General features: G+C 71.4%; 22 protein-coding genes. 11 read left to right on the top strand and 11 right to left on the bottom strand.

The features are described 5' to 3' along the window. Positions 1-22 precede the first annotated feature (22 nt). From ABZS69_RS22675 to ABZS69_RS22660, 4 genes are read left to right on the top strand one after another with little or no spacing between them, the layout of a single operon-like run. Positions 23-202, top strand: coding sequence for a hypothetical protein (locus ABZS69_RS22675; RefSeq protein WP_355375641.1), 180 nt, complete (start codon positions 23-25; stop codon positions 200-202). After that, complete coding sequence (locus tag ABZS69_RS22670; protein WP_355375639.1) at positions 199-1,623, top strand: alpha-L-fucosidase; 1,425 nt, start codon at positions 199-201, stop codon at positions 1,621-1,623. The genes ABZS69_RS22675 and ABZS69_RS22670 overlap by 4 nt, the downstream gene beginning before the upstream one ends. Next, the gene (locus tag ABZS69_RS22665; RefSeq protein WP_355375636.1) at positions 1,620-2,762 is read left to right on the top strand and encodes a hypothetical protein; all 1,143 of its coding nucleotides are present in this window, start codon (positions 1,620-1,622) and stop codon (positions 2,760-2,762) included. The genes ABZS69_RS22670 and ABZS69_RS22665 overlap by 4 nt, the downstream gene beginning before the upstream one ends. Then, positions 2,759-5,095: a discoidin domain-containing protein gene (locus ABZS69_RS22660; RefSeq protein WP_355375634.1), complete on the top strand. Its 2,337-nt coding sequence runs from the start codon at positions 2,759-2,761 to the stop codon at positions 5,093-5,095. The genes ABZS69_RS22665 and ABZS69_RS22660 overlap by 4 nt, the downstream gene beginning before the upstream one ends. A 254-nt stretch (positions 5,096-5,349) precedes the next feature. On the opposite strand, the gene ABZS69_RS22655 is transcribed toward ABZS69_RS22660, so the two are convergent. From ABZS69_RS22655 to ABZS69_RS22640, 4 genes are read right to left on the bottom strand one after another with little or no spacing between them, the layout of a single operon-like run. Continuing rightward, positions 5,350-6,639: an FAD-dependent oxidoreductase gene (locus ABZS69_RS22655; protein ID WP_355375632.1), complete on the bottom strand. Its 1,290-nt coding sequence runs from the start codon at positions 6,637-6,639 to the stop codon at positions 5,350-5,352. A gap of 4 nt (positions 6,640-6,643) precedes the next feature. Continuing rightward, entirely contained in the window at positions 6,644-7,426 is a 783-nt protein-coding gene (locus ABZS69_RS22650; RefSeq protein ID WP_355375630.1) for an amino acid ABC transporter ATP-binding protein, read from the bottom strand. Continuing rightward, a complete protein-coding gene (locus ABZS69_RS22645; protein ID WP_355375627.1) occupies positions 7,423-8,142 on the bottom strand; it encodes an amino acid ABC transporter permease in 720 nt (239 codons plus the stop codon). The genes ABZS69_RS22650 and ABZS69_RS22645 overlap by 4 nt, the downstream gene beginning before the upstream one ends. Before the next feature lie 12 nt (positions 8,143-8,154). Beyond that, positions 8,155-9,075: a transporter substrate-binding domain-containing protein gene (locus ABZS69_RS22640; protein ID WP_355375624.1), complete on the bottom strand. Its 921-nt coding sequence runs from the start codon at positions 9,073-9,075 to the stop codon at positions 8,155-8,157. Positions 9,076-9,233: 158 nt separating this feature from the next. Here ABZS69_RS22640 and ABZS69_RS22635 point away from each other — a divergent pair, with 158 nt between their 5' ends. The 3 genes from ABZS69_RS22635 (at position 9,234) to ABZS69_RS22625 (ending at position 11,566) form a co-directional block, all read left to right on the top strand. Next, complete coding sequence (locus ABZS69_RS22635; protein WP_355375621.1) at positions 9,234-10,421, top strand: sugar diacid recognition domain-containing protein; 1,188 nt, start codon at positions 9,234-9,236, stop codon at positions 10,419-10,421. Between the two features lie 99 nt (positions 10,422-10,520). Then, positions 10,521-10,733: a hypothetical protein gene (locus tag ABZS69_RS22630; RefSeq protein ID WP_355375619.1), complete on the top strand. Its 213-nt coding sequence runs from the start codon at positions 10,521-10,523 to the stop codon at positions 10,731-10,733. Positions 10,734-10,873: 140 nt separating this feature from the next. Continuing rightward, a complete protein-coding gene (locus ABZS69_RS22625; RefSeq protein ID WP_355375617.1) occupies positions 10,874-11,566 on the top strand; it encodes a hypothetical protein in 693 nt (230 codons plus the stop codon). Between the two features lie 8 nt (positions 11,567-11,574). Here ABZS69_RS22625 and ABZS69_RS22620 read toward each other — a convergent pair whose 3' ends face one another. Beyond that, positions 11,575-12,195, bottom strand: coding sequence for a TetR/AcrR family transcriptional regulator (locus tag ABZS69_RS22620; RefSeq protein ID WP_355375614.1), 621 nt, complete (start codon positions 12,193-12,195; stop codon positions 11,575-11,577). Positions 12,196-12,279: 84 nt separating this feature from the next. Between ABZS69_RS22620 and ABZS69_RS22615 the strand changes: the two genes are divergently transcribed. Together ABZS69_RS22615 and ABZS69_RS22610 are read left to right on the top strand one after the other, a co-directional pair. Continuing rightward, positions 12,280-13,482, top strand: coding sequence for a cytochrome P450 (locus ABZS69_RS22615; protein ID WP_355375611.1), 1,203 nt, complete (start codon positions 12,280-12,282; stop codon positions 13,480-13,482). A 102-nt stretch (positions 13,483-13,584) separates the two neighbouring features. After that, positions 13,585-14,484 (top strand): CHRD domain-containing protein, encoded by a 900-nt coding sequence (locus ABZS69_RS22610; protein WP_355375609.1) that lies wholly within the window; start codon positions 13,585-13,587, stop codon positions 14,482-14,484. Positions 14,485-14,556: 72 nt separating this feature from the next. Here the strand turns inward: ABZS69_RS22610 and ABZS69_RS22605 are convergent, their stop codons facing one another. From ABZS69_RS22605 to ABZS69_RS22595, 3 genes are all read right to left on the bottom strand, one after another. Further along, on the bottom strand, positions 14,557-16,554 hold the full coding sequence (locus ABZS69_RS22605) for a serine/threonine-protein kinase (RefSeq protein WP_355375606.1): 1,998 nt from the start codon (positions 16,552-16,554) through the stop codon (positions 14,557-14,559). Positions 16,555-16,725: 171 nt separating this feature from the next. Next, the gene (locus ABZS69_RS22600; RefSeq protein ID WP_355375604.1) at positions 16,726-17,544 is read right to left on the bottom strand and encodes an ABC transporter permease; all 819 of its coding nucleotides are present in this window, start codon (positions 17,542-17,544) and stop codon (positions 16,726-16,728) included. 31 nt (positions 17,545-17,575) lie between these two features. Further along, on the bottom strand, positions 17,576-18,520 hold the full coding sequence (locus ABZS69_RS22595) for an ATP-binding cassette domain-containing protein (RefSeq protein ID WP_355375601.1): 945 nt from the start codon (positions 18,518-18,520) through the stop codon (positions 17,576-17,578). A gap of 59 nt (positions 18,521-18,579) precedes the next feature. Between ABZS69_RS22595 and ABZS69_RS22590 the strand changes: the two genes are divergently transcribed. Next, positions 18,580-19,329 (top strand): TetR/AcrR family transcriptional regulator, encoded by a 750-nt coding sequence (locus ABZS69_RS22590; protein WP_355375598.1) that lies wholly within the window; start codon positions 18,580-18,582, stop codon positions 19,327-19,329. Positions 19,330-19,375: 46 nt separating this feature from the next. Beyond that, the gene (locus tag ABZS69_RS22585) at positions 19,376-19,765 is read left to right on the top strand and encodes a hypothetical protein (RefSeq protein ID WP_355375595.1); all 390 of its coding nucleotides are present in this window, start codon (positions 19,376-19,378) and stop codon (positions 19,763-19,765) included. On the opposite strand, the gene ABZS69_RS22580 is transcribed toward ABZS69_RS22585, so the two are convergent. The 3 genes from ABZS69_RS22580 to ABZS69_RS22570 form a co-directional block, all read right to left on the bottom strand. Further along, on the bottom strand, positions 19,731-20,603 hold the full coding sequence (locus ABZS69_RS22580; RefSeq protein WP_355375592.1) for a pentapeptide repeat-containing protein: 873 nt from the start codon (positions 20,601-20,603) through the stop codon (positions 19,731-19,733). The genes ABZS69_RS22585 and ABZS69_RS22580 overlap by 35 nt on opposite strands. A gap of 136 nt (positions 20,604-20,739) precedes the next feature. Next, positions 20,740-21,444 (bottom strand): BTAD domain-containing putative transcriptional regulator, encoded by a 705-nt coding sequence (locus ABZS69_RS22575; protein WP_355375589.1) that lies wholly within the window; start codon positions 21,442-21,444, stop codon positions 20,740-20,742. A 322-nt stretch (positions 21,445-21,766) separates the two neighbouring features. Further along, entirely contained in the window at positions 21,767-25,933 is a 4,167-nt protein-coding gene (locus ABZS69_RS22570) for a DUF4157 domain-containing protein (RefSeq protein WP_355375586.1), read from the bottom strand. Between the last annotated feature and the right edge of the window lie 2 nt (positions 25,934-25,935).

Below are 25,935 nucleotides of genomic sequence, written 5' to 3'. Positions count from 1 at the left end.
GTTTCCCAGAGAGGAAACCGTCATGAAGGATTCGACGCGCAGCCTGCTGCTCGTCACCGCTCGAACGATCGTCGCGGCCGGCTGCGTCGCCGTCGTCGTCACCGCCCGCACGACGGCCGGGTGGGGCAGCCTCGCGATCATGCTGGCCGCGCTGGCCGGGCTGCTGGCCGTGCTGGCCTCGTACAACCGGCGGTTCCAGTGACCGCGCGCACGCGGCCGGCCGCGCTGGCGGCGGTACGGCCGAGCCCGCGCCAGCTCGCGTGGCAGGCGATGGAGTTCTACGGGTTCATCCACTTCGGCATGAACACGATGACGGACCGCGAGTGGGGCGAGGGACACGACGACCCGGCCGCCTTCGACCCGGCCGGGCTGGACGCCGACCAGTGGATCAGGGCGCTCAAGTCGGCCGGGATGACCGGCGTGATCCTCACCTGCAAGCACCACGACGGCTTCTGCCTGTGGCCGAGCGACGTCACCACGTACACGGTCGCGTCCTCGCCCTGGCGCGGCGGCCGGGGCGACGTGGTCGCGGAGGTCGCGGAGGCGGCGCGGCGGCACGGCCTGCGGTTCGGGATCTACCTGTCGCCCTGGGACCGCACCGAGGCGTCGTACGGCACCGGGAGCGCGTACGACGACTTCTACGTCGCCCAGCTCACCGAGCTGCTCACCCGGTACGGCCCGGTGTTCACGGTGTGGCTGGACGGCGCGAACGGCGAGGGCCCGAACGGCCGGCGCCAGGTGTACGACTGGGAGCGCTACTACGCGGTGGTCCGCGAGCTGCAGCCGGACGCGGTGATCAGCGTGTGCGGGCCCGACGTCCGCTGGTGCGGCAACGAGGCCGGGAGCACCCGCCCCGACGAGTGGAGCGTCGTCCCGCGCGCCCTGCTGGACGCCGAGCGGATCGCGGACCGCTCGCAGCAGGCCGACGACGGCGCGTTCGCCCGGCTCGTCCGCAGCGACGACCGCGACCTCGGCAGCCGCGCCGCGCTGGCGGGGCACGAGGACGACCTGGTCTGGTATCCGGCCGAGGTGAACACCTCGATCCGGCCCGGATGGTTCCACCACCCGGCCGAGGACGCCATGGTCCGCTCGGCGGACGAGCTGTTCCGCATCTACCTGCGTGCCGTCGGCGGCAACTCCTGTTTCCTGCTCAACGTCCCGCCGGCCGGCGACGGGCTGGTGCGGGACGCCGACCTGGCGGTGCTGGCGCGGCTCGGACGGCAAGTCGAGGACTTCCGGGCGCGGCGCGTGGCGGCGACCGCGACGGTGTCGTCCGGTACGGCGGGCGACGTCGCCACCGCGTGGCCCGCCCGGGGCCGTACGCCGTGGCGGCCGGACGACGCCGACCCCCAGCCCGGCGTGCGGCTCGTGTTCGCGCAGCCTAGCCCGGTCGAGGCGGTCGTGGTGGGCGAGGACATCGCGCACGGGCAGCGCATCGAGCACGTCGTCGTCCGGGGCCGCCGGGACGGCCGGTGGACGACGCTCGCGCAGGCGAACGCGGTGGGTTACCAGCGCATCCTGAGGTTCGCGCCGGCCGAGGTGGACGCCGTGCTGGTCGAGGTTCCGCAGGCCCGGGCCACACCCGTCGTCGCCCACGTGACCGCGATCGGAGCAGCCTCATGAAGGCCGTACTCGCGAAGGACGCCGCCAGGAAAGACGCCATCGGGAAAGGCGCCATCGGAAGGAGCGCCGCCAAGAAGGTCGCCGCCGGGAAGGGCGCCGGCCAAAAGAGCACCGCGAGGAAGGGCGCCGCTCGCGGACGGTCACCCCGGGCCGCCGTCCTCATCGCCGCCGTGGTGGCCGCCCTCATCGCGCTCACGATCGGCGGCGTGGCGCTCGCCCGGCGCACCGACGCGGTCGCCTCCCTCGACGGGCACACCGTCACCCGCGACGAGCTGCTCTTCCACATGCGCCGCCTCGCCCCGCAGGTCGAGAACGAAATACGCAACGACAGCCGCGCGAACGCGGGTGGCAAGAGCGCGATCCAGCGGCTCTCGGCCCGCGCGCTCGACGAGATCCGGCGGGACAAGACCGCCCTGCTGCTCGCGAAGGAGCAGCACCTGATCGGCTCCGCCGACCACGCGGCCTTCCTCGCCGAGCTGGCCGCCGAGAACGAGCGGCGCGCCGACGCCATCGCCAGGGGCCAGGTGGTCTACGGACTGACGGAGTTCTCCCCCGAGGAGTACTACTCGCGCCGGCTCACCGAGCTCACGACGAGCCTGAAGCAGCGGCTCAGCGTGGACGGCCCGCTCCGGGTCACCGACGCCGACGTCCGGCGGGCGTTCGACGCCGACCGGGACGCCTGGAGCGCCAACGCGACCACGTACACGTACGCGAAGCTCGTGGTGCCGGTGCCCGACGGCGCCTCCGCCGGCTACGGGGCCGGCCTCCAGCGGCGGGTGGCCGCCGCCGGTCGGCTGGCGGAGCTCGCGGACCGCGAGCCGGGCGCCAGGCTCACGACCGCCGAGCAGCACGGCGGCGGCTCGGCCGCCCACGACCAGGAGCTCATGGCCGTGCTGGGCAAGCTCGCGCCCGGCGAGATCTCCGGCCCGGTCCCGGGCACCGGCCAGGTCACGTACTACCAGCTCAACGGCAAGACCGTCGACGAGGACGCGGCGTTCGCCGAGTACTCGCGGCGGATCCGGCAGTCGCTCATCGAGGAGAAATTCACCCAGTTCCTCCAGCGCCGGGTGGACGGCAGCGTCTTCAAGGTCGACACGGCGGCGGTGGACGCCATCAACGCAGAGGATGTTCAACAGTGAAACCTGTCGGTACCGCACCCTCCATCGGGCAGGCGCTCCGCATGGGCCCCGTCGTCCTGCTCGCCGTCCTGCTCGCCGTACTGCTCGCAGGATCGCTCGCGCCCGCCGCGACCGCCGCCACGACCCCGGACCGCTCCCCCGCCGCCGCCAAGAAGGCGGACTTCCCGGGCAACACGCCGAACCCGACCGGCGGCCAGGACTACTTCATCGACGCCACGAACGGCCGCGACAGCGCGGCCGGCACCACCCAGCAGACCGCCTGGCGCACCCTGGCCAAGGCGAACGCGACGACGTTCAGGCCCGGCGACCGCGTCCTGCTCAAGGCCGGCGAGCAGTGGAACAACGAGCAGCTCTGGCCGAAGGGCTCGGGCAGCGCGGGCAAACCGATCACCATCTCGGCCTACGGCGACTCGAAGGCCCGCCGGCCGTACATCGCGACGAACGGCCGGGCGCCGAGCCCGTTCCGGGCGGACGGCACGAAGAACCCCGACACGGTCGGCCGGACCGGCGCCATCGTGCTGCGCAACCAGCAGTACTTCGAGATCGACAACGTCGAGCTGTCCAACGACGACAACTTCGCCACCGACATCACCACGGGGACCTACGTCCGCGACGGGATCATGGTCTCCATCAACGCCGACCTCCTGGCGGCCGGCGCGGACAGCATCATGGACCACTTCCGCATCTCGAACGTGTACGTCCACGATCTCGACGGCCCGAGCACCTGGCAGAAGATCCACTACGGCGGCGTCAACTTCCAGGTCTTCGGCAGCCGCGGCTACAAGTCGTACGGGACCGGCGGCTACTACTTCAAGGACGTCCGGATCGAGAACAACACGTTCACGAAGGTCGAACTGCACGCCGTGCAGTTCTCGTTCAACTGGTTCGCCGCCGACGGCGCGGACGCCGGCCAGTACGACGAGAGCGGGAAGTTCCACGAGGGCTGGGAACAGCTCTGGGTACGCACCCGCGACCTCTACAGCCGTGACGTCTACATCGGCCACAACTACGCGGAAAGCGTCGGCCAGGGCGCGTTCCAGTTCGCCAACGCCAAGAACATGACGGTCGAGTACAACGAGGTCAACGGCTTCCTCAAGCGGTACAACGCGGTGTCCTGCGGGCTCTACCTGTGGGCGGGCGCCGACTCGGTCATGCAGTTCAACGAGGTCTACGGCGGCCCGGACAACGAGTACGACGGCACGCCGTGGGACCTGGAGTACACGAACTTCAACGTCACCTACCAGTTCAACTACTCGCACGACAACGCGGCGGGCTGGATGGCGTACATGGGCAACAGCTCCAACTCGGTCGCCCGCTACAACCTGAGCGTCAACGACAACGGCGTGCTCGTGAAGAACATGCTGTCGACGAACTACTCGCCGACCTACTTCACGAACAACACCTTCGTGTACGACGGCGCGGACCTCGACTACGTGCACGACGAGACGTTCCTGAGCACCGTCTACTTCCTGAACAACATCTTCTACAACTCCTCCAAGACGACGCCGACGCCGTGGTATCGCCGCACCGGTGCCCTGCGCCAGGCGGTGTTCGCCAACAACGACTACTACGAGGCCGGCGGCACGCATTCGGCCCAGGAGCCGGCGGACCGGGCGGGCCTGCGCGCCGATCCGAAGTTCGTGGGCGACCCGGCGAAGTACGTCACCGGAGCGGGCGTGGCCCAGATCCGGACGGCCGCCGCGCACTTCAAGCTGCGCGACGACTCGCCGCTCATCGACGCCGGCCGCTACAACCCCCACCTGGGCACCGAGGACTTCCTCGGCACCCACATCTACTACGGCGACGCGCCGGACATCGGCATGGCGGAGAGCCCGATCGGGGCGAAGGTCACCAACCCGGTGGACGACGACCCCATCGAGAACGACCCGGGTGACGGCCGGGTCAACCTCGCCCTCGGCAAACCGGTCACCGCGAGCTCGACGCACCCCGGCGCGAACGGCACGCTCGTCGCCAAGAACCTGACCGACGGCAACCCGGCGACCCGCTGGGCGGCGGCCGACGACGCGACCTACCCGATCACGCTCGACATCGACTTCGGCACGGCCACCACCTTCGACGAGGTCTATCTGGACGAGTACACCGACTCGGGCACCAACCCGCGGGTCCAGACGTTCGAGCTGCGGCGATGGGACGCCGGGACCGGCACGTGGGTGACGTTCGCCGGCCGTGCCAACGGCATCGGGCACGACCTGTCCGTGACCGGATTCGGCGACGTCACGACCTCCCGCCTCCGGGTGGCGCTGACCGGGAAGGTGGCCGGCGAGGTCTACACCCCGACGATGACCGAGATCGCCGCGTACGACGCCGCCTGACGAACCACGGGCGGGCGGCTGCCACGGCGGCCGCCCGCCCGGCTTCATCGTCGGAGCGGCCGCGGCTCGGGTGCGGCGAGCACGTCGGCGAGCCTGGCGTGGCCGAGCTCGTAGTACGGCCCGGTCTTGCGCAGCAGCCGGCGCCCGTGTAACTCCAGGCGCGCCGATCGGGCCTGATTCCCCTGAGCAGGCCCATGACCACCCCGGCGGCCAGGCCGATGGCCAGCCCGCGGGTCAGCCCCGCTCCGTCGCCGTCAGCGGCCCGAGGGGGCGAACCGGTCGCAGCGGAAGGCCTCGAGCCCTTCCGGGCGGTGTCCCGTGGTGACGTAGCCGGCCATGGCCTCGCCGGTCGCGGGTGCGAGGGTGATGCCGAGCATGCCGTGCCCGGTGGAGACGTACGCGTTGGGGACCGACGGCAGGCGGTCGAGGACGGGCAGGCCGTCCGGCAGCATGGGCCGCCCGCCGACCCAGGGGTCGTGGATCAGCGCCATGAGGTCGTCGGGGCTGTCGTACCAGGGGCCCAGGTAGTCGCGGCTGGCGCGGGCGATGGCCACCACGCGCCGCCAGTCGAGCCGCCGGTTGTTGCCGCTGAGCTCCATCGTCCCGGCGATGCGCGTGGTCCCGCCGATGGGCGAGATCGCGAGGTGCTTGTCGCCGAGGTAGAGGGGATGGCTCGGCGGCGAGGGAAGGTCGACGGAGAAGCTGTAGCCCTTGCCGGCCTGCAGCGGGAGCCGGTGTCCCAGCGTCCGCAGCAGGTCGGCGGACCAGGCGCCGGCCGCCACGACCGCCGCCGAGCAGTCGATGTCGCCGTCCGCGGTGCGCACCGCGGTCACCCGGCCGCCCCGCACCCGGAAGCCGCGCACGGCCACGTGCTCGGTGATGCTCGCTCCGCCCTTGCGCAGGTGGGCGGCGAGGGAGTCGATCAGGGCGGTCGGGTCGAGCACGCCCTCCCCCGGCACGAGGTAGCCGGCCGCGACCCCGCCGCCGAGCGCGGGGTCGAGGGCCGCGGCGTCGTCGCCGGTCAGGATCCGCTCGGGGACCTCGTAGCCCGTCCTGGACATGGCGCGCTGCGTGCGGTGGACGCGCCGGGCCTCGTCCATCGAGGTGTACGCGTGCACCAGGCCGGGCCTGGTCAGGGTGGTGTCGACGCCGTCCGCGGCCAGTTCGCCGAAGCGGTCGAAGGCGGTGCGGGCGAAGCGCGCGACGGCGGCGTACCCGTGCTCGAAGGCCTGCCGCCGGCAGCTGCGCTGGAACATCAGCAGCCAGCGCGCGAACGCGAGGGTGAGCTGGGGACGCAGGTAGAAGGGCGAGTCCGGCCTGCCGATGGAGCGGGCGGCGTGCGCGACGACGCCCGGGGCGGGCACCGGGGCGGAGTGGCTCAGGCAGACCCAGCCCGCGTTGCCCCGGGAGGAGCCGCCGCCGACGGGGCCGCGGTCCACCACGTGCACCGCCACGCCCTGGCGTCGCAGGTAGAAGGCGGTGGACAGGCCGATGGCGCCGGCCCCGACGATGACGACCGGGTTCTCGCCGGACAGTGTGGTCACGTGGTCACCTTTGCCCGAAGGAACTGAGGAAGGCCCTGGTGCGCTCCTGCCGCGGGCGGTCGATGACCTCCCGCGGCGGCCCCTGCTCGATGATCCGGCCGCGGTCGAGGAAGACCACCTCGTCGGAGATCTCCCTGGCGAAGGCGACCTCGTGCGTGACGATCATCATGGTCATGCCGTCGTCGGCGAGCGCGCGCATGACGCGGAGCACCTCACCGGTGGATTCGGGGTCGAGCGCGGAGGTGGGCTCGTCGAACAGCAGCACGGCCGGCTGGAGCGCGAGCGCCCGCGCGATGGCGACCCGCTGCTGCTCGCCGCCGGACATCTGGTCGGGGAAGGCGAGCGCGCGGTGCGCCAGGCCGACGCGGCGCAGCAGCCGGACGGCGGTGGCGATCGCCTCGTCCTCGGCGATCCGGGCGGCCTTCAGCTGCGCCAGGACGATGTTCTCCACGGCCGTCAGGTGGGGGAACAGGTGGAAGCGCTGGAAGACCATGCCGACGCGCTGCCGCAGCCCGGCGAGGTCGGTGCGCACCGGCCGGTCGCCCTGGAAGATCGGCTCCCCGGCCAGCTCGATGGTGCCCCGGTCGGGCCGTTCCAGCAGGTTCACGCAGCGCAGCAGCGTGCTCTTGCCGCCGCCGCTCTGGCCGAGGATGCTCACGATCGCGGCGGGGCGCACGTCGAGACTGACGTCGTCGAGCACCGGGCGGCCGTCGAACGCCTTGCGCAGGCCGCTGATCCGCACGACCGGCGCGGTCTCCAGGGCCGGTTGGGCGAGTTGCGGGTTCATGATGCCTCCACGGCTTCCAGCAGGGCGCGGGCCTTGCGCAGGCGGCGGCGCCTGCCGGACAGCAGCGGCGTGCCCACCTGGATGCGCCGCTCCAGCCACAGCAACGCCTGCGACAGGGGGTAGCAGAGCGCGAAGTAGATCGCGGCGATGACGAGGTAGACCTCCAGGGCACGGAAGGTGTCGGAGGTGATGAGCTGGGCCTGGGTCATGAGCTCGGCCGCCGAGATGGTCACGAGCAGCGACGTGGACTTGAGCAGGTCCACCAGCATCGTGCTGGTGCCCGGCAGGGCCAGCCGGAGCGCCTGGGGCAGGATCACGTGGGCGAAGGCACCGGTCGGGCTCATGCCCAGAGCCTGGGCGCTCTCCAGCTGGCCGGCCTGCACGCCGGCCAGGGCCGCGCGGAAGATCTCCGACAGGTACGCGGCGTAGAAGATCACCAGGCTCAGCGCGCCCGCCTCGATCGTCCCGAGCTTGATCCCGATGGAGGTCAGGCCGAAGTAGGTGACGAAGATGATGGCCAGCAGGGGGATGTTCTTAAACACTTCGGTGTAGATCGTCGCGGGCAGCCGTACCAGGCGCAGGCGGCTCATGCGCAGCAGCGCGAGGAGCAGCCCCAGGACGACGGCTCCGGCGAAGCCGAGCGCGGCATACTCGAGCGTGCGTAGCAGGCCCTGGAGCAGCGCGCCGGTGTAGTCGGACCACGGCACCTCGAACACGTCGGATCTCCGTTACATGGTGGGGGGCTGCCAGTCGGCCGGCCGGTCGACGCCGCGGCGCTGCCCGGCCATCCACGGGGACGGCTTCAGGAACTGCTCGGGGTCGCCGCCGTACTTCTTCACCAGGGCGGCCATCTCCCCGTTGGCGTACATCTGCCGGATCTCCTTGGAGACGGCCTGCTCCAGCCTGGGCTCCTGCTTGGGGAGGTAGAAGCTGGTCATGTACGGCCGCAGGTACTCGTACGACGCGTTCTCCTTGACCTCCGCGTCGGTGGGAGCGGTGAGGTAACGCGTGCTGAACCTCATGTCGGGACGCTTCTGCTGGGTGTAGATGATGAGCAGCGGGTCCAGGAAGCCCACCTTGATGCGGCCGGCCGACAGGTCGTTGAAGACGCCGTTGGCGTCCGGGTAGGCGTGCAGCTTGGCTCCGGGGATGGCCTGGATCGACTTCACCCACACGTACCCCGTGACCGTGCCGAGCGGGAGCCCGGTGAGGTCCTTGACGGTCGAGTAGCTCTGGTCGCCGTGGACCGCCATCGCCGGCGGGGAGTAGTACGGCGGGTCGGTGAACAGGCCCTGGGCCTGCCGCTCCTTCGACCAGGCGATGCCACCGATCGAGATGTCCACCCGGCGGGCCTGCACGTTGCCCAGCATGCCGCTGAAGTCGGTGACCTGGGGTTCGAGCCGCAGGCCCAGCTTCTTGGCGACCGTCTGGAGGATCTCGCTGTCGATGCCGACCAGTTCCTCGCCTCTGACCGCCGTGTACGGCATGTACGGCTGGACGGCTACCTTCAGCACCCCGGGTTCGAGGGTGCCGTACGTGTTCGCGGCCGCCGGCTCCGTCGCGTCGTCGCCGCACGCCGTGAGCGAGGCGAGCGCGACCAGCGCGAGGGCCGCGCCGAAGACGTTCCTCCGGCGCCTTGTCCACCACATAGATCCCGACCTCCATTCCGGAATCAGCCCCCCGACCTGGCCTTTCTTCGAATAGGACCACGTTAAAGGGGGTTAACTCCGGCGTCATTGGATGATAAGTACGTAGATATCGACCTTTATGGTGTTGAATTCGTACGATTCGCATGAAGGCAGGTCTCATGGCGACGTCCGGTCACGCATGGCCGCCGATCCTGACGCCCGCGCTCGCGCAGGGCATCGCCGGCGACACCAGCGACATCATCGGCTTCAACGTCCTGATCACCGACCGGCACGGCACGGTCATCGGCAGCGGCGACAGCAGCCGCATCGGCTCGTTCCACGAGGCGTCCGTCGAGGTCATGCACACGCTGGAGCCGGCCGCCCACTCCGGCGACCAGGCCCGCAGGCTGCGGGGGGTGCGGCCCGGGATCACCCTGCCGATCGTCATCGACGGCCGCGCGGTCGGCACGGTCGGGATCACCGGCTCCCCCGCCCAGGTGAAGCGGTTCGGCCTGGTCGTCAAGCGCCAGACGGAGATCCTGCTGCAGGAGTCGATGCTGCTGCGCTCGCGGATGTTGCGCGAACGGACCCTGGAGGACCTGCTGCGCGACATCATGCAGTTCGACCCGGACGTGGCCGACCCCGACGAGCTCATGGCCAGGGCGCAGGAGCTCGGCTTCAACCTGGGCCAGCCGCACACGGTCGTGCTCATCGAGCTCAGCGAGACCCCAGGACACGGGGACGGCACGGACTCCCGGCCTGGTCTGCTCCGCGTCATCCGGGAGGTCTTCTGCGGCCCGCAGGATCTCGTCGCCTCCGTGGCGGGCGGCCGCTACGCCGCGCTCCGCTGGACCTCCGCCCCCGCCGACCTGCGGCCGCTCGCCGACCGGCTGGCCGACCGCATCCGGCAGAGCGCCGGGCTGCAGGCCAGGATCGGCATCGGCGTCGGCGCCTCCTCCGTCCCGGGGCTGCACGCCTCCTTCGCCGACGCGGCGGCGGCGCTGCGCCTCGGCCCCCGCGTCCGCCCCGGCTCGCCGGTGCACGCCATCGACGAGCTACGCGTGCACCAGGTGCTGGCCGCCGCCCCCTCGACCGCCCGCCTGCGCCTGGGCGAGGTCTTCACCACCGAGCTGCGCGAGCGCCCCGAGTGGCCCGCCCTGCGGCAGACGATCATCGCGTTCTGCGAGAACGGGTTCAACCTCGTCAAGGCCGCCTCGGCCCTGAACATCCACCGCAACACGCTGCTCTACCGCCTCGACAAGATCGCCGCGCTGTCCGGCCACAGCGGCGACGACCACGTGGCCCGGCTCGGCATGTACCTGGCCTGCGTCGCCGACCAAGTCGACCAAGTCGACCACCCGGCATAACCCCACAAACCCCGACACCTTTCCTGACCTGCGACAACACCGCGAACAACCATCGGCAACCAAGCATCAAACCCGGCAGACGACAACACCGGGAGCACCATGAAAACTGGTACGAAAGCCACCCTCGCCGTCCTCACTGGCGCCCTCACCACGACCGCCACGTTCCTCCTCACCGCCGCCCTCAGCCCCATCCCGGCCCCCACCCAGCCGGTCCCCCACTGCTCGGGCGGCAGCGCCGCGCACCCCGGCGAGCGGATCTGCCACCACGACGCCGTCGACCGGCCCAGAGAGCTCAGCTCAGCCCGGCCATGACCCGCCGCGGGGCGCCGCGCGCGAAAGTTTCACACCGGGTTGACTGAGCGGGTCAACAAGCGGAAAGTGTGTCTCGTTTGGATTGTTAATTTGGATAACAGCCAAACTAAAGACAGCGCAGAGGCAGAAGGGACCATGCAATGCGCAGGATCGTGCGTTCAGCCGTACCCGTATGCGTACTGGCGATCATCATCGGCCTCTTCGCCCCGCCCGCGCTGGCCGCGACCTGGTCCTCCAGCGCCCAGTGGGGCACCTGGACCAACGGCGGCTACACGCTCTACAACAACATCTGGGGCGGCGGCGCCGGCCCGCAGACCATCTGGGCGAACTCCTACAGCAACTGGGGCGTGTGGGCCAACCACCCCAACACCGGCGGGGTGAAGTCGTACCCGAACGCCACCAAGTACGTCGGCAAGCGCATCAGCGCCCTCGGCAGCGCCACCAGCAGCTTCAACGTCACGGTGCCGAACGGCGGTTCGTACACGACGGCGTACGACATCTGGGACTCGGCGAACGCGTACGAGATCATGCTCTGGATGAACAAGCACGGCGCCGTCGGCCCGCTCGGCTCCCGCCAGACCAGCGCGACGGTGGGCGGGCACAGCTGGGACGTCTACCGGGGCAGCAACGGCGCGAACCAGGTCTTCTCGTTCGTCAGGACCGGCAACACCAACTCCGGCACCGTGGACATCAAGGCGGTGCTCAACTGGCTGCGTACCAACGGCTGGATGGGTGACGTGACGCTCGGCAACGTGCAGTTCGGCTACGAGATCACCTCCTCCAGCGGCGGGATGGACTTCGTCACCAACAGCTTCTCGGTCTCCGCGAGCTGAGCGCCCGGCTAGGCCGGGTCGTCCTCGCGGTAGACGGCCATCAGCAGCGGGCGGGTCAGAGCGGCCATCTCAGCGGGTGAGCTCGGGCAGCCGTGCTGAAGCCAGTCGGTCGCGACGCCGATGAGCGCGCCCGCCGTGAACGCGGCGGGCACGTCATGCGGCGTCTGAGCCGTGTAGTCGGTCGGGACGCCGTCCCCCGTGGCGGCGCGGCGCGCGCCGGCGTAGGCCGCGACGGTGGCGCGGCGGCGCACGTGGTCGATGACGCGCGCGCTCCCCTGGGGCCCGAGCACGCTGCGGTAGAGGCCGGCGTGCTCGTCGAGGTGGGCGAAGAAGGTCAGCAGCGTGTCGGGGGCCGGGTGCGGGACGTGCCCCGCGCCGGGGTCGGGGATGGCCTCGACCAGGTCGTCGATCATCGTCGTGCAGGCCGCCTCGGCCAGCTCGTGCACGTCACGGTAGTGGTCGTAGAACGTGGAACGACTCACCCCGGCGCGTTCTGCGACGTCGGCGACGCTGATCCGGGACAGCTCACGGTCCTGGACGAGGTCGATCAGCGTGCGTTGCAGGGCCGATTGGGTGCGGCGCACCCGCGGGTCGTTCAGGTCGCTCTTTCTGTCTCTGGTGAGGGCCACGCCTCAGTGTACTGTGACCTACATCTGTAGGTTAGCCTACAGATGTAGGGAAGTTTGGGAATGGCACGCTGATTGGGGACAACCGTGACCGCTGACTCCGCTGAGACGCTCCAGATCACCCGCACCTGCCCGTACGCCCCGCCTGAGCAGCACCTTCGCCTGCTGCGCGAGCAGCCGGTCAGCAAGATCATGCTGCCGAGCGGTTCGCCCGCCTGGGTCGCCGCCCGCTATCAGGACATCCGCACGGTCCTGAGCGACCCGCGTTTCAGCGCCGACCGCCGCCATCCCAACGCGCCCAGGCTGAGCGGCGAGATGGCGCCCGCCAACTCGCCGCTGCCCAAGATGATGCTGGAGATGGACCCGCCCGAGCACGGCCACGCGCGTCGCGCGGTGATCGGGGAGTTCACCGTCAGGCGCATGGCGGCGCTGCGGCCGCGCATCCAGCAGATCGTGGACGAGCACCTGGACGCCATGCTGGACGGCCCGCGCCCGGTCGACCTGGTGTCGGCGCTGGCCCTGCCGGTGCCCTCGCTGGTGATCTGCGAGCTGCTCGGCGTGCCGTACGACGAGCACGACTTCTTCCAGACGCACTCCGCGCAGTTGCTCAACCGCACCATCACGGCGCAGGAGCGCCAGCACGCGGCCTTCGAGCTGGTCATCTACCTCGACAAGCTGATCAAGGCCAAGGAGGAGAACCCGACCGACGACCTGCTCGGCCGCCAGGTGATCAAGCAGCGCGAGAGCGGCGAGGTGGACCACAGCGCGCTGCTCAGCCTGGCGTTCCTGCTGCTGATCGCCGGGCACGAGACCACGGCGAACATGATCTCGCTGGGCACGTACATGATGCTGCGCCACCCCGAGGCGCTCGCCGCGCTGCGCGAGGACCCGGCCAAGACGCCGGGCGCGGTCGAGGAGCTGCTGCGGCACTTCACCATCGCCGAGTTCGCGATCATGCGGGTGACCACCGAGGACGTGGAGCTCGGCGGCACGGTCATCCCCGCGGGAGAAGGCGTGCTCACCCTGGCCAACGCCGGCAACCGCGATCCGGAGGCGTTCGAGGACGCCGACTCGTTCGACATCGAGCGCGACGCCCGCAGCCACCTGGCGTTCGGCTACGGCCCGCACCAGTGCCTGGGCCAGAACCTCGCCCGCGTGGAGCTGGAGATCGTCTTCAACACCCTGTTCCGGCGGATCCCCGGCCTGCGGCCGGCCGTGCCCGACGAGCAGCTCTCGTTCAAGGATGAGGCCAGCGTGTACGGCATGCACGAGCTGCCCGTCACCTGGTAATGCCGCGCGGGGCGGCAGCGGATCACCTTCGCCGTTGAACCAAGGTCATGTATCGGCCCGTACCTCCCAGGAGTAACCACCAACGACGAACAAGGGCCGATCATGAACAAGCGCACCCTCGCTCTTCCTGGCCTGGCCATTTCCACGGCACTGCTCGCCGTCCCCGCTCCCCCGGCCGCCGCACAATCCAGCACGCCCATCTACCTGGCCGCCAGCCTCGCCGGCAAGAACGAGGTGCCCGCCGACGGCACCAAGGTCGGCGACAACGACGGCGCCGCCCTGGCCGTCTTCCGCATCCACGGGCAACGCGTCGACTACGCGGTCCGCTGGAGCAACGTCAACGCCCCCAGCGGGTTCCACATCCACAAGGGCACCAGCGGCCAGAACGGCGATGTCGTCATCCCCTTCATCACCACCGCCCTGCCGCCCCAGCTCCACGCGATCAAGGGCACCGTCCAGGTCAAGGACACCAACCTCCTCTCTCGCATCCTCAACAACCCGAAGGGTTGGTACGCCAACCTCCACAACGACGAGTTCGGCGGCGGCGCCGTCCGCGCCCAGCTCACCCGCATCCGCCCCGTCGCCCTGGAATCCATCCTCGCCCACGGCTTCGGCCGCACCCTGACCACCCGCGCCGACGGCAAGCAGGAGATCCCCGCCCCCGGCACCAAGGTCGGCGACAGCAACGGCCGCGCCGCCTGGCTCGTCCAGCCCGAAGGCGACCGCGTCTGGTTCGCCGCCACCTGGAAACACGTCGACACCCCGACCGCCGCCCACATCCACCGCGCGCCCAAGGGCACCAACGGCCCCGTCGTCGTGCCCTTCTTCGAAGCCAAGAAGGGCCTGCCCCCGAGCGTCAACGGCCTGGCCGGCAGCTCCACCACCGACGCCGCCACGGCCCGCCGCATCTGGAAGAACCCCAAGAACTGGTACGCCAACCTGCACAACGCCAAGTTCCCCGGCGGCGCCGTCCGCGGCCAGCTCTACGCCGGCGACTGGTAGAAGACCCTGAAACAAGGGGAGCCCCGCTCGGGGCTCCCCTGGGTCCTCTCACGGGTCCTCTCACGGGCCCTCTCACGGGGACGGGTACGGGGAGCCCAGGCTCCAGACCCGGACCTCGCCGTCGTTCCCCCCGGAGACCGCCACCGGGCGGCCGTCCAGCCGTCCGATCGCCACCGCTTCGATCAGGCCCCGGTGGTCCTTGAAGGGCTCGCCGATCGGCCTGCCGGTCGCCAGGTCCCATACCCGTACGGTCTGATCGTCGTAGCCGCCGGAGACCACGATCGGGCGGCCGTCGCCGAGCTGCCCGGCGGCCAGGCCGAGCGCCCAGCTCCGGTGGCCCATGAAGGGCGGGCCGAGCCGCGCGCCCGAGGCCAGGTCCCAGACGCGTACCGTGTGATCGCCCTTCCCGCCGCCGGTGACCGCCACCGGATGACCGTTGAGTCGCGCCACCGTCGCCGATTCGACCGGCCCCTGGTGAGCGTGGTCGAGTCTGGAGATGAGGGTGCCGGTGGCCAGGTCCGTGATCAGGACGGTGCCGTCGACGTCCCCGGAGACCACCGTCGGACGGCCGTTCAGCTCGCCCACCGCCACCGACAGCACCCAGCCGCGGCCGGTGCCGGCAGGCTCGCCGACCGGCTTGCCGGTGGCCAGGTCCGAAACCCGCACCGTGCCGTCGAGGCCGCCGGAGACCGCTACCGGGCGACCGTTCAGGTCTCCGACCGACACCGACTCGACCGAGCCCCGGTGGCCGCGGAAGGGTTCGCCGACCGGCTCGCCGGTGGTCTGGTCCCAGACGCGCACGGTGCCGTCGCTTCCGCCGGAGACGACGACCGGGCGGCCGTTCACCTGCCCGGTCGCCACCGACCAGACCGGCCCCTCATGCCCCCTGAACGGCGCGCGGAGGGGTGTGCCGGTGGCGAGATCCGAGACCAGCACCGTGCCGTCGTAGCCTCCCGAGGCCACCGCAGGGCGGCCGTCCCGCTGTCCCACCGCCAGCGACAGCACCCACGGCTGCCAGCCGCTGACGGGCTCGCGGACCAGGGCGCCGAACGGCGCGGAGGGCTTCGCGGTGCTCCCGGGAAGGACCTTGGTCAGGGCGGGCGTCAGCCATAAGGCCACGGGGACCGCGAGGGCGACGACCGCCGCCGCGAGCACCTTCGCCAGGCGGGCCGGACGGCGGCGGCGCGGGGCGGTTCCCGGTGGCGCGCCCGCCTCCTGGAGGCGGCGCCGGGCTTTACCCGGTCGCGCGCCCGCCTCCTGGAGGGGAGTCTCGTGGGTGAGCGCGGTGAACAGGTCCGTGACGCTCGGCCGGGCCGCGGGATCCTTGGCCAGGCCGGCCGCCAGGAGGGGACGCAGGCGGTCGGGGACGCCCGACAGGTCGGGCTCGCGGGTCATGATCGCGTTGAGGACGCCCGCGGTGACCGTGCCGGAGAAGGCCCGGTGCCCGGTGGCGGCGTACACCATGGTCGCGGCCCAGGCGAACACGTCCGAGGCGGCCCCGGCCGGCTCCCCGTTGAGCTGTTCCGGCGCCAGATAGGCCGGGGTGCCGATCAGGCCGGATCCCGTGGTGGAGTGGTCCAGCACCCGGGCGATGCCGAAATCGATGACGACGGGCCCCTCCTGGCCCATGATCACGTTGCTGGGCTTGAAGTCCCGGTGCACGATGCCGGCCCGGTGGATCGCGTCCAGCGCGACCAGAGTGGTGATCGCCAACCGGTCCAGCCCGCCGCCGGCGCGCGGCCCCTCCCCCGTTACGAGCTCGTCCAGGGACGGGCCCGGCACGTACTCGCTGACCAGGTAGGGTGCCCGGTCGGCGATCCCGGCGTCGACGACCCGCGCCGTGCAGAACGCCGCCACCGACCGGGCGATCTCGCTCTCGCGCAGGAACCGTTCCAGGGTCTCGGCGTCGGAGGCCAGTTGGGCGTGCAGCGTCTTGACGGCCACCTGCCGTCCCGAGGGGGCCTGCGCCAGATAGACGACCCCCTGCCCGCCGACGCCCAGCACCCCGACCAGTCGATAGTCCCCGATCTGCCGGGGGTCGTTCTCGGCCAACGGGCGCGGACCAGACACGAGGCAATCTTCTCCTGGGCTCAGGGAGGATCCACTCAGCTGCTGCTCAAAAGGTATATGTCCCCCCGATGTTTGCCTATCGGGGACCTTCAACGCCGCGCATGGCGGATCTTCAACCGTCCCAGCCCCATGGCCCCGGAGATCCGGATCCTCGGCCCGCCGTCCCGGCCGTCACCGTCCCCTGCGCTGGTAGGCGCGGATCGACAGCGGCACGAACACCAGCAGCAGCGCGGCCGACCAGAGCAGGACGGCGGCCACCGGATGCGCGAGCGGCCAGGACACCTCGCCGGACGGGGCGCCCGGGTTGCCGAACAGCTCCCGTGAGGCGGCGGTGAGCGCGCTGACCGGGTTCCAGTCGGCCAGGAAGCGCAGCCAGCCCGGCATGCCGTCGGTCGGGACGAACGCGTTCGACAACATCGTGAACGGCAGGCCCAGCGGCACCATCGCGTCGGCGGCCTGGTCGTTCTTCACCGCCAGGCCCAGATAGACGCCCACCCAGCTCAGCGCGTACCGCAGCACGATCATCAGCAGGAACGCCTGGGCCGTGGGGATCAGGCCGCGGTGCGGCTGCCAGCCCACCACGAGGCCCGCGCCCACCATGATGGCCAGCATCAGCAGGCCGATCAGCAGGTCGGCGCCGGTCTGCCCGAACGGCACCGCCAATCGCGCCATCGGCATGGAGCGGAACCGGTCCATCACACCGCGGGAGGAGTCGGCGGCCATCCGCGTCATGACCCCCAGCCACGCGGAGAAGGTCACCATCGCGAACAGGCCGGGCATGAGGTACTCGCGGTAGTCGCCGCCGTCCGGCACCTGGATCGCGCTGCCGAAGACGTACCCGAACAGCACCACCATGACGGCCGGGAAGAGCAGCGCGGCGACGATCTGCCCTGGTTCCTGCCGCAGCCGTCCCAGCTCGCGGCCGACCAGGGTCAGCCCGTCGGCGAACGTCCAGCCCAGGCCACGCAGCGGTGAGGTGAGTGTGGTCATCGAACAGGCTCCTCGCGGTCGGTGAGGTCGTTCATCCCACGGACTCCTTGCGGTCGGTGAGGCGCAGGAACACCTCGTCGAGGGTGGGGCGGCGCAGCCGTACGTCGGCCGCGGCGACTCCTGCGTGGTCGAGCTCGCGCACGATGTCGGCGAGCCGGAGGCCGCCGGCGGGCAGGACGACGCTGAGCCCGTCGGCGCCCGCCGGTGTGGGATCGGCGCCGGCGAGGGTGTTCAGGACGGTCATCGCCGCAGGCAGCGCGGCGGGGTCTTCGAGGGTGACGTCGAGGCGGTCCCCGATCGTGGCCTTCAGCTCGTCCGGCGTGCCGGCGGCGATCACCCGCCCGTGATCGATGACGGCGATGTCGTCGGCCAGCTGGTCGGCCTCGTCCAGATACTGCGTGGTGAGCAGCACCGTGGTGCCATCGGCCACCAGCTCGCGCACGCTGTCCCAGATTTCGCCGCGGCTGCGCGGGTCCAGACCGGTGGTGGGCTCGTCCAGGAAGAGCACCTTGGGGCGCAGGATGAGGCAGGTGATCAGGTCGAGCCGGCGGCGCATGCCGCCGGAGTAGCCGAGTACCGGGCGGTCGGCCGCGTCCATCAGACCGAAGCGCTCCAACAGCTCGTCAGCCCGCCGGTGCGCCTGGCGGCGGGGCAGGTGGTAGAGGCGCCCGAACATGCGCAGGTTGCCACGGCCGGTGAGCTTCTCGTCCACGGCGGCGTACTGGCCGGCGAGCCCGATCTGCTCGCGCACTTTGCCGGCCTCGCGGACGACGTCGTATCCGGCGACGCGGGCGTGCCCGCCATCGGGATCGGACAGGGTCGCCAGGATGCGCACCGCGGTCGTCTTCCCGGCGCCGTTCGGCCCGAGCACGCCGCAGACCGTCCCTCTCGGGACGCTCAGGTCCAGGCCCCGTAGGGCGTGGGTGTCGCCGAAGGACTTGTGCAGCCCCTCGGCGACCACGATCGGATCAGACATCAACCCCTCCACTGGGTACGTTGTACGCGGTTTCGGGTCAGGCTAGATTACTGGGTACCATGTACGCAACTGGAGAGGAGGAGACGGTGGCCGACGCCGAGTACGTGAACATCTGGATGCGGCCCGAGCGCCCCGCCCGCGGGCCTAGGCCGGTCTACAGCCGCGCGCAGATCACCGAGGCGGCGATCCGGATCGCCGACGCCGAAGGGCTGGAGGCCGCCACCATGCGGCGGATCGCCACCGAGATCGGCGCCGGCGCGATGTCCCTCTACCGGTACGTCCCGAGCCGCGACAACCTGGTCGAGCTCATGGCCGACCGGCTGATGGGCGAGATCGACGTCGAGGGCATGCCCTCCGGCGACTGGCGCGCCGACCTGACCCGCTACGCCGACGGACTGCGGGCCATGTGGCTGCGGCACCCGTGGATCGCCACCGTGCAGCGCTCACTCCCCAGCTTCGGCCCCAACCAGCTGCTCCTGATCGAACGGCTGATGGGAGTGCTCGACGCCTTCGTCTCCATCGACGAGAACCTCGGCCTCGTGGCCATGCTGAACAGCTACATCGAGGGCACCGTCCGCGAGGAGATCAGCTCGGCCAAGGAGTTCCGCCGCAGCGGGCTCACCGAGTCGGAGTGGATGGCGCGGAGCCACTCGTACGTCGACCAGTTGGTGAAGAGCGGGGAGTACCCGATCTTCACCAAGATCGTGATGGAGGCGCGCCAGCCACACCTGAGCCGCGACGACCAGTTCCGACACGGGCTCCAACGCGTCCTCGACTGCATCGCCGCCGCCCTCCCACCGACGCCCTGAGACGATCTCCGTCCTCATGACGACGTGATCGATAAGGTGTTCGACCATGGGCGTATTGGTCGATTACTTCACGGCGGGCTCCGACGAGTCGGCCGGGTGGGCCCTGTCCGGCGGGCCGGGGTACGCGCGGCTGCCGTTGGTCGACTGCAAAGGGTGGATCGACGAGCTCGACGACCTGGTCGCCGAGCTCAGCGGACGCGACCTCAGCGAGTTCGGCGACAGCGAGGTCGTCGTCGACGATGAGGCGTCGGGCGTGGAGCGGATGATGCCGGAGACCGTCGCCGCGCTGGCCGCCGTGGAGGACGCGCGGTTGCGTGAGTACGCCGAGGACGAGCTGCTCGACGACTACCAGATCGAACGCATCACCGCCCTGCGGGACCTGGCCCGCGAAGCGGTGCGGCTCAACCACGGGATGTATCGCTGGATGTGCGTCTGAGCGCCTCGAACAGCTCTTCACGGAGAGCGGGCGGCAGCTTGCGGCCCAGGATCGCCGGGCTCACCAGGGCCTGGTCGTCGTTCCACGCGCGTGCCGTGTCGGCGAGGAACTCCAGCGCGAAGCGCGCCCCCTTGCGGTGTCGCTCCTCCGGCCAGCCCTCGACCAGCGGCAGCACCGCGCTCACCCGTTCGGCGACCCGGTCGAGGAGGGCGTAGCCGGGCAGGCCGGGGAAGCGCTGGGCGTGCAGGTCGATGTGGTGGAAGGCGACATGAGTGAGCTCGGCGGCGGTGAAGTCGTTGCCCGTGAAGTCATTGTGCGCCCTGCCCAGCGCGGCTTGATACTGGGTCGGGCGGCCCCAGAAGTTGATGTCGCGCACCGGGCCGAGGAAGACGCAGTCGACGAACTCGGCCTCGAAGGTGGCCGTCTGCCCCCGCAGGCGAGACCGATCGAACGTGCACCGTTCGAACCGGACGTTGCCGAAGAAGGTGCGCTCGGCGAACCGGGTGCGGCGGAACACGCAATCGCGGAAGACGGTCTGCGGCCACGCGGTGCCGCCCCACGCCTTTCCACCGACGCCGCTGCTGGTGCTGCCCATCGACAGCTCCTCGAAGGCGGTGCCGGAGAAGTCGCATCCGTCGAACTCGCTACCGTAGGCCAGGAAGCCGGTGAACCGCGTCTCGGTGAAGTCCGCGTTCGCCAAGCGCGCCCGGTCGAAGATCACGTCAGCCGCCCCTAAGGGCAGCGGGAAGCGCTGGTCACGGAGCTGCCCGCGGGCGATCCTCGCGCTTCGCCACTCTTCGCCGGTCGGCTCCAGGGTGAACCGCTCAGCCGCGTTCACGTCGGCCGCCCGGGAGGACGCCCCGATGGGGGCGGGCCACGGCGCTGGTCGCGGTCGTCCGCGACACCCGGCGAATCACCATGACGGTGATCTTAGGACTGCACGGATCACGCCCGCCACCGCCCCCCGGATCGCATCAGCTCGGCGCCGGGAGCTCCACCAGGCGCATGAACTCGGGGCTCGGCCGCACCTTGATCTCCCGCCACAGCAGCTCCGTGAACGCCCGCACGGCGCGGACCGCCTCGACCAGGTTGCCCTCGGCCAGGTGGATGCGCACGACCAGGCGCTGGGAGCTCTCGCGCAGCGGCTCGTACTCGACGGCGCCCAGCGCGAGGTCCAGCGCCCGCCCGTAGGCGCCGCGGGCGAGCTGATGCTCGGCCATGGCCTCCAGGGTGTGCAACTGGAGCTGGCGGACGCGCTCGCGGACGGCGACGACCCACTCGTCGTACCAGCCGGGCAGCAGCACGCCGCGCGGCGGCACCCACGTGCCCTCGTCCTCGGCCTGCGCCGGCCGCCGCACGTGCAGCCGCCTGCTCAGCGCCTGCAGCTCGTCGACGTCGACCGAGACCCGCGAGTCGAGCCGCATGGCCGGGCCGCGCGTGACGATCAGCCCCGGGCAGGCCCTGCCGACCCGCCAGAGCGTGGTGCGGAGGTCGCCCTGCGCGTGGGCCTCGGTGGAGTCGGGCCACAGGTTGCCTGCGGCGAAGTCACGCGTCGCGGTGCCGTGCAGGCCGAGAAAGGCGACCAGCCGCCGAGCGCTGTGCGGGAGCTCGCCCCACCGTGCACCGCCCGTCTCAGCGCATGCCGACACCTCGAAGGTGCCCAGCAGACGCAGGCTCACCGCCCCCTCCGGCCGTGCATCGTACGCCGCGACAGCAGATGCGCTGTCCATCGGGCGCCCCTCCCATGCACGAACAGATCCCCCTGGGTTTTATGTCTTCCGCAGATGATCTGTCAATAGGTTATTACCGGGGACGGTCACGAAAAGGACGGGGGTCGGTCGGAAATTATCCGAAAGGCACTGATCCAGGCATCGGATCGGTCATGAACTGGGCTTTCGAGCCAAACTCCGGCGGCAAATCGGCCCGTTTACCGCCGTTGACACCATCTTGATAATGCCGAAAATTGCATTTATCCGAGCGACAGTCGTAAACGATCGCGGCTCACCCGAATTTGGTCAGTTCGGGGTGGCGGCGCAGCTCCTCATAGGTCTTTCTGTCGGGGGCGTAGCCGTCGGCGCGCGAGCCGTCCTCGCCGCGTTCGCGATAGACCTCGCGTAGCTTGGCGACCAGCGGATCCCACTGCGTGTAGACCGGCTTGAGCCGGTTGAGCGCCTGGATGACGGAGATGACATCCGGGCCCCGGTACCACGGCGGATGTTCGAGCTCCTTGCGCACCTTGTCGAAGATCGCTCTCTCCTGCTCCCGCAGCGTCAGCAGGGCGGGGATCAGGCTCTGGATCCTGGCGTTGCGCTCCTCCATCGCCTCGGCCGCGGCGTCGGAGGCAGGGGCGGGCGGAGGTCCTATCGTCTCCTTCTGCGCGGGCGCGGGCGCGGGCGCCAGAGCTGCCTTCAGCTTGCGCAGCTCGGCGCGGATCTCCGCCTGCCTGTCGCCGATCCTGCGCAGCATCTCGGCCACCGCCGCCACGTCGGTGAACTGCTCGGAGGAGGCCGTGATGGCTTTGACCGCCTTGTCCAGCCGGGCGTTGTCGGCCTTGAGCCCCGCCTGGGCCTCCTCGAAGCCTCCGGCCGCGGCGCGGGCCTTGAGCTGGGCGACCCGGTCGCCCACCACGATCGTCTCGAACGCCTCCCGCTCCTTGGCCAGCTCGGCCGGCCAGTCGTAGCGGACGCCGCCCTCGGCCTGGCCCTGCGGCCGGACCACCGCCTGCACCGCGTCGGACGCGCGGTCGTTGTCACTGGCGTACTCGGCGAGCGCGCGGCTCATCGCCTCCCTGTCCCCGCCGCTGCCCGCGATCCTGCGGCCGAGGCGCTGCCAGTCCTGGAAGCTCGCGACCCGGCCGCGGAAGGCGTGGTTCCACCTGCCGGGCTCCCTGGAGACCGACGCGATGGTCGCGAAGTCGTCGTCCGACAGCTTCATCCCGATCACCTCGGTGCGGGACTGCAGCAGCTTGCTTCCGCCGGTGGCCAGTTTGAGCGCGCTCGCGATGGGCGTCTGGTCGGCGGCGGAGGCCAGCGCGCGGGCCGAGGCGCCCAGGTCGGTCTCCGAGGTCGTGGTGCTGACGTCGCCCGTGGCCTTGTTGCCGGGGCCGACCGCAGCGGTGACGGCCTGCTCGGTCCGGTACACGAGCTGGGGACCCGGCGCCGCCCCGGAGCCCGGCCCCTGGGGACCCGGCGCCGTCCCGAAACCGGCGCCGCCGCCCGTCGCCCCGGAGAACAGCTTGTGCGTGCCCGTCTCGTCGACGACCGTCTTCTCGGCGTAGGCGTGGGTGGTCGAGATCGACGCCTCCAGCCCGGCGATGCCCACCTTGGGGGTCAGCGTGCTCGACCAGCCGGTGGCGGACTCCGTACCCGCGACCCTGGTGGGGTCGGCCGCGGCCAGTGCGGCCAGTCCAGCGGCGTCGTCGACCGCGAGGACCCGGTCGAACCTGAGCTGGTAGTCCGGGTCGCCCGGGTTGAGGCGGAAGGTGACCGCCCTGCCCTCCGACGTCGTCCTGCCGTAGCTGAGGCCGCCGCTCACCGCTCCCACCGAGCCGGACGCGCCGACGGACCTCTCGGTCTCCGACACCACCTCGACCGTGACGAGCACGGCCCCGCCCCGGCGCGCCACCGTACGCTTGAGCGACCTGCTCCGGCTGTAGGAGACCTCGGCGCCGACCGGCGACCTGCCTGCCGAGGTCAGCCCGAGCGAGCCGCCGGCGCCCCGCCTGGCCTCCAGGCTCGCCTGGTCGCCCTCGCCGAGCTTGGCCGCCTCGGCGGCCGACAGCGGGGCGGCCAGGGTGGCGAGCAGTTGCCGCGCGTCGTCGACGCTGCCGCGCGCGACGAGGCCGACGACCTTGAGCTCCTGCTCCGCGCCGCCCGACCCGTCGCGGGCCAGGTCCCCGAGGTACCGCTTGGTCTCCTCCGCGCTGAACCGGTGGACGAACGTGCCGGTCACCGACCCCGTGACCGACAGCGACGCGCTCGCCGTGCCCTTCCGTCCCGCCCCGCCGCCCAGCGTGCCGGAGGCGCCGATCGTGACGGTCACCATGAGCTGGTACGCCGGCGGCTCCGCCCCCTCAACCCGGGTGGCCTTCACCACCACCCTGGCGTTGCCCGCGATGGACCTGGTCGTGGTGAAGCCGTTGCCGTACGCGGTGGTCCGCTGCGCGCTCGCCGACCCTACCCCGCCGAACCCCTCGGGACCGGCGACGATGCCGGCGCTCGCCTGGCGGCCGGTCTGGGTGCCCTGCTGGAGCCTGCCCTCCTCGTCGAAGGTGCCCTGGGCGGTGTCCTTGCTGCGGGTGAGCGTCAGGCTGCCCTCGTTCCGCCGCACCACCGTCCCTGCCGTGCTCTTGGTCGTGGCCCCCGCCTTGCTCCGGTCCCCCTCGGGGGGAGCCTGGACCCCGGGCACGGGCGCCGCGCTCGCCTTCGGCCCCTTACCAGGCGCGGGCGCAGGCGCGGGCGCAGGCGCGGGGGCGGGGGCGGGCGCGGGGGCCGGGGCTGGGGTCGGGGCGGGGGCCGGGGGTTTGGCGGGCCGGGGGATGGGGGCCTGCTGAGGGGGCTCCGGTTTCGGCTTGGCCTTGGGCGCCTTCGGCTGGGCCTGTGCCTGCCGGAGGATCTCGTCGTCCGCGTCGGCCGGGATCGGGAGGGCCTTGGGGGGCGGCGGCTTCGGGGGCGGGGCCGGCTGCGGCTTGGCCGGGGGCGCGCCGGTGGGTGGGGCTCCCTGCGGACGGCGCTGCTCGACGACCGGCTCGGGCCGCGGCGGCCGGGGCGGGAGCTTCTTGACGGCTTCCAGCGCCGGGGAGATGTTCGCGGGGACGTGCTCGCGCACCGGGTCCTTGCCCCGGGGAGTGCCGATGGCGGCGCCGGCCAGCCCGAGCTTGGCCGCGCAGTGCGGGCAGATGAGGGAGCTGGCGCCGACGGCGACCAGCTTGAGCTTGTGCTTGGCCGCGTAGGCGATCAGCCTCGCCTCCGCGTCCTTGAGCGCCTGCTGAGCCGAACGCTTGCGCTGCGGCTCGTCCGACTCCGACGTCTCCCCTTCGGCGGCCCCACCCTCGTGCTGGTCGGCGAGCTGCGGTCCCAGCGGGGACGCCGGATCGGTCTTCCGCACCACTCCCGACTGGGGCACCGGTTCTGACTCCGGCGCCGCCTCGGACTCGGGTGCGGGCTCGTGGGCGAGCGCGAGCGCCGACCCGGGCGTGGGCACCGGACCGGGGCCCGCGGAGGGAGTCGCGGAGGGAGCCACAGAAGGGGCCCCAGAAGGCGCCGCGGCAGGGGCCGGTGCGGCGGGTTCGGCCGGTACGACCTTGAGCGCGGGAGCCTCCGGCTTCTGCTTCTTCTGGCGTACGGCCTTGACCCACGTCTCCCCCTCTCCCAGCTCGACGAGCTTGCGGCGGTTGCCCCTGGAGGTGGTGACGAGCTGGTGCAGGTTGCCTTCCTCGTCCACGCCGTAGCCGACGCCGACGGTGATGTCACCCCGGAAGGAGCCCTCGGCCGCCGCGCGGCGCTCCTCGGAAGTGCGTTCGTCGGGCTTGCCCTCCTGCTCCGCCTTGGCGGCCTTCGCCGCCTGGGCCGCGTCCCACTGGGCGAGGCGCTTCTGGACGACCCCCTCCATCAGCTCGCTCGCCCGCAGGTCGGCCGCGTCCTGGAACTCCCGCAGCCGGGCGAACGCCTCGGCGTCCTCCGGGCTCGCGGGGCCGCCCGTCTCCTCCGCCATGGCCAGCCCGACCGACGCGCTGCCGCCCACGGACACCGGGCCGCTCTCATGAGCCGCAGCGTCGACCACGGCGTCGGCCGCCGCGTGAGCCGCGGCTTCGAGCCCGGCGTGGCGGGTCGGCCGCGGGCCCGCGCCGCCGCGCTGCTGGATGACGTGGGCCAGCTCGTGGGCGAGCAGGTGCCTGCCGTCGGGGGTGTGCGGCGCGAACCTGCCGGGGCCGAAGACGATCTGCTCGCCCACCGTGAACGCGCGGGCGCCCAGCGTTCGCGCCGACTTCGCGGCCAGGTCGTCGGAGTGCACCCTGACCTGGCTGAGGTCCTGCCCGAACCGCTGCTCCATGCCCGTACGCGTCACCCGGTCCAGCGGCTCCCCCCGGCGCGCCGGTTGCCTGCGGGCCGCGCCCGGGACAGGTGCCGCGGCCCGCGACGGGTCGGCGCGTCTGTCGTTGGCCGCCATCG

The organism is Nonomuraea sp. NPDC005650 (genome assembly GCF_040605375.1).
Taxonomy (GTDB): Bacteria; Actinomycetota; Actinomycetes; order Streptosporangiales; family Streptosporangiaceae; genus Nonomuraea.
Note: the sequence above shows the minus strand (reverse complement) of the source record. Positions and strands in the feature narration are given on the sequence as shown.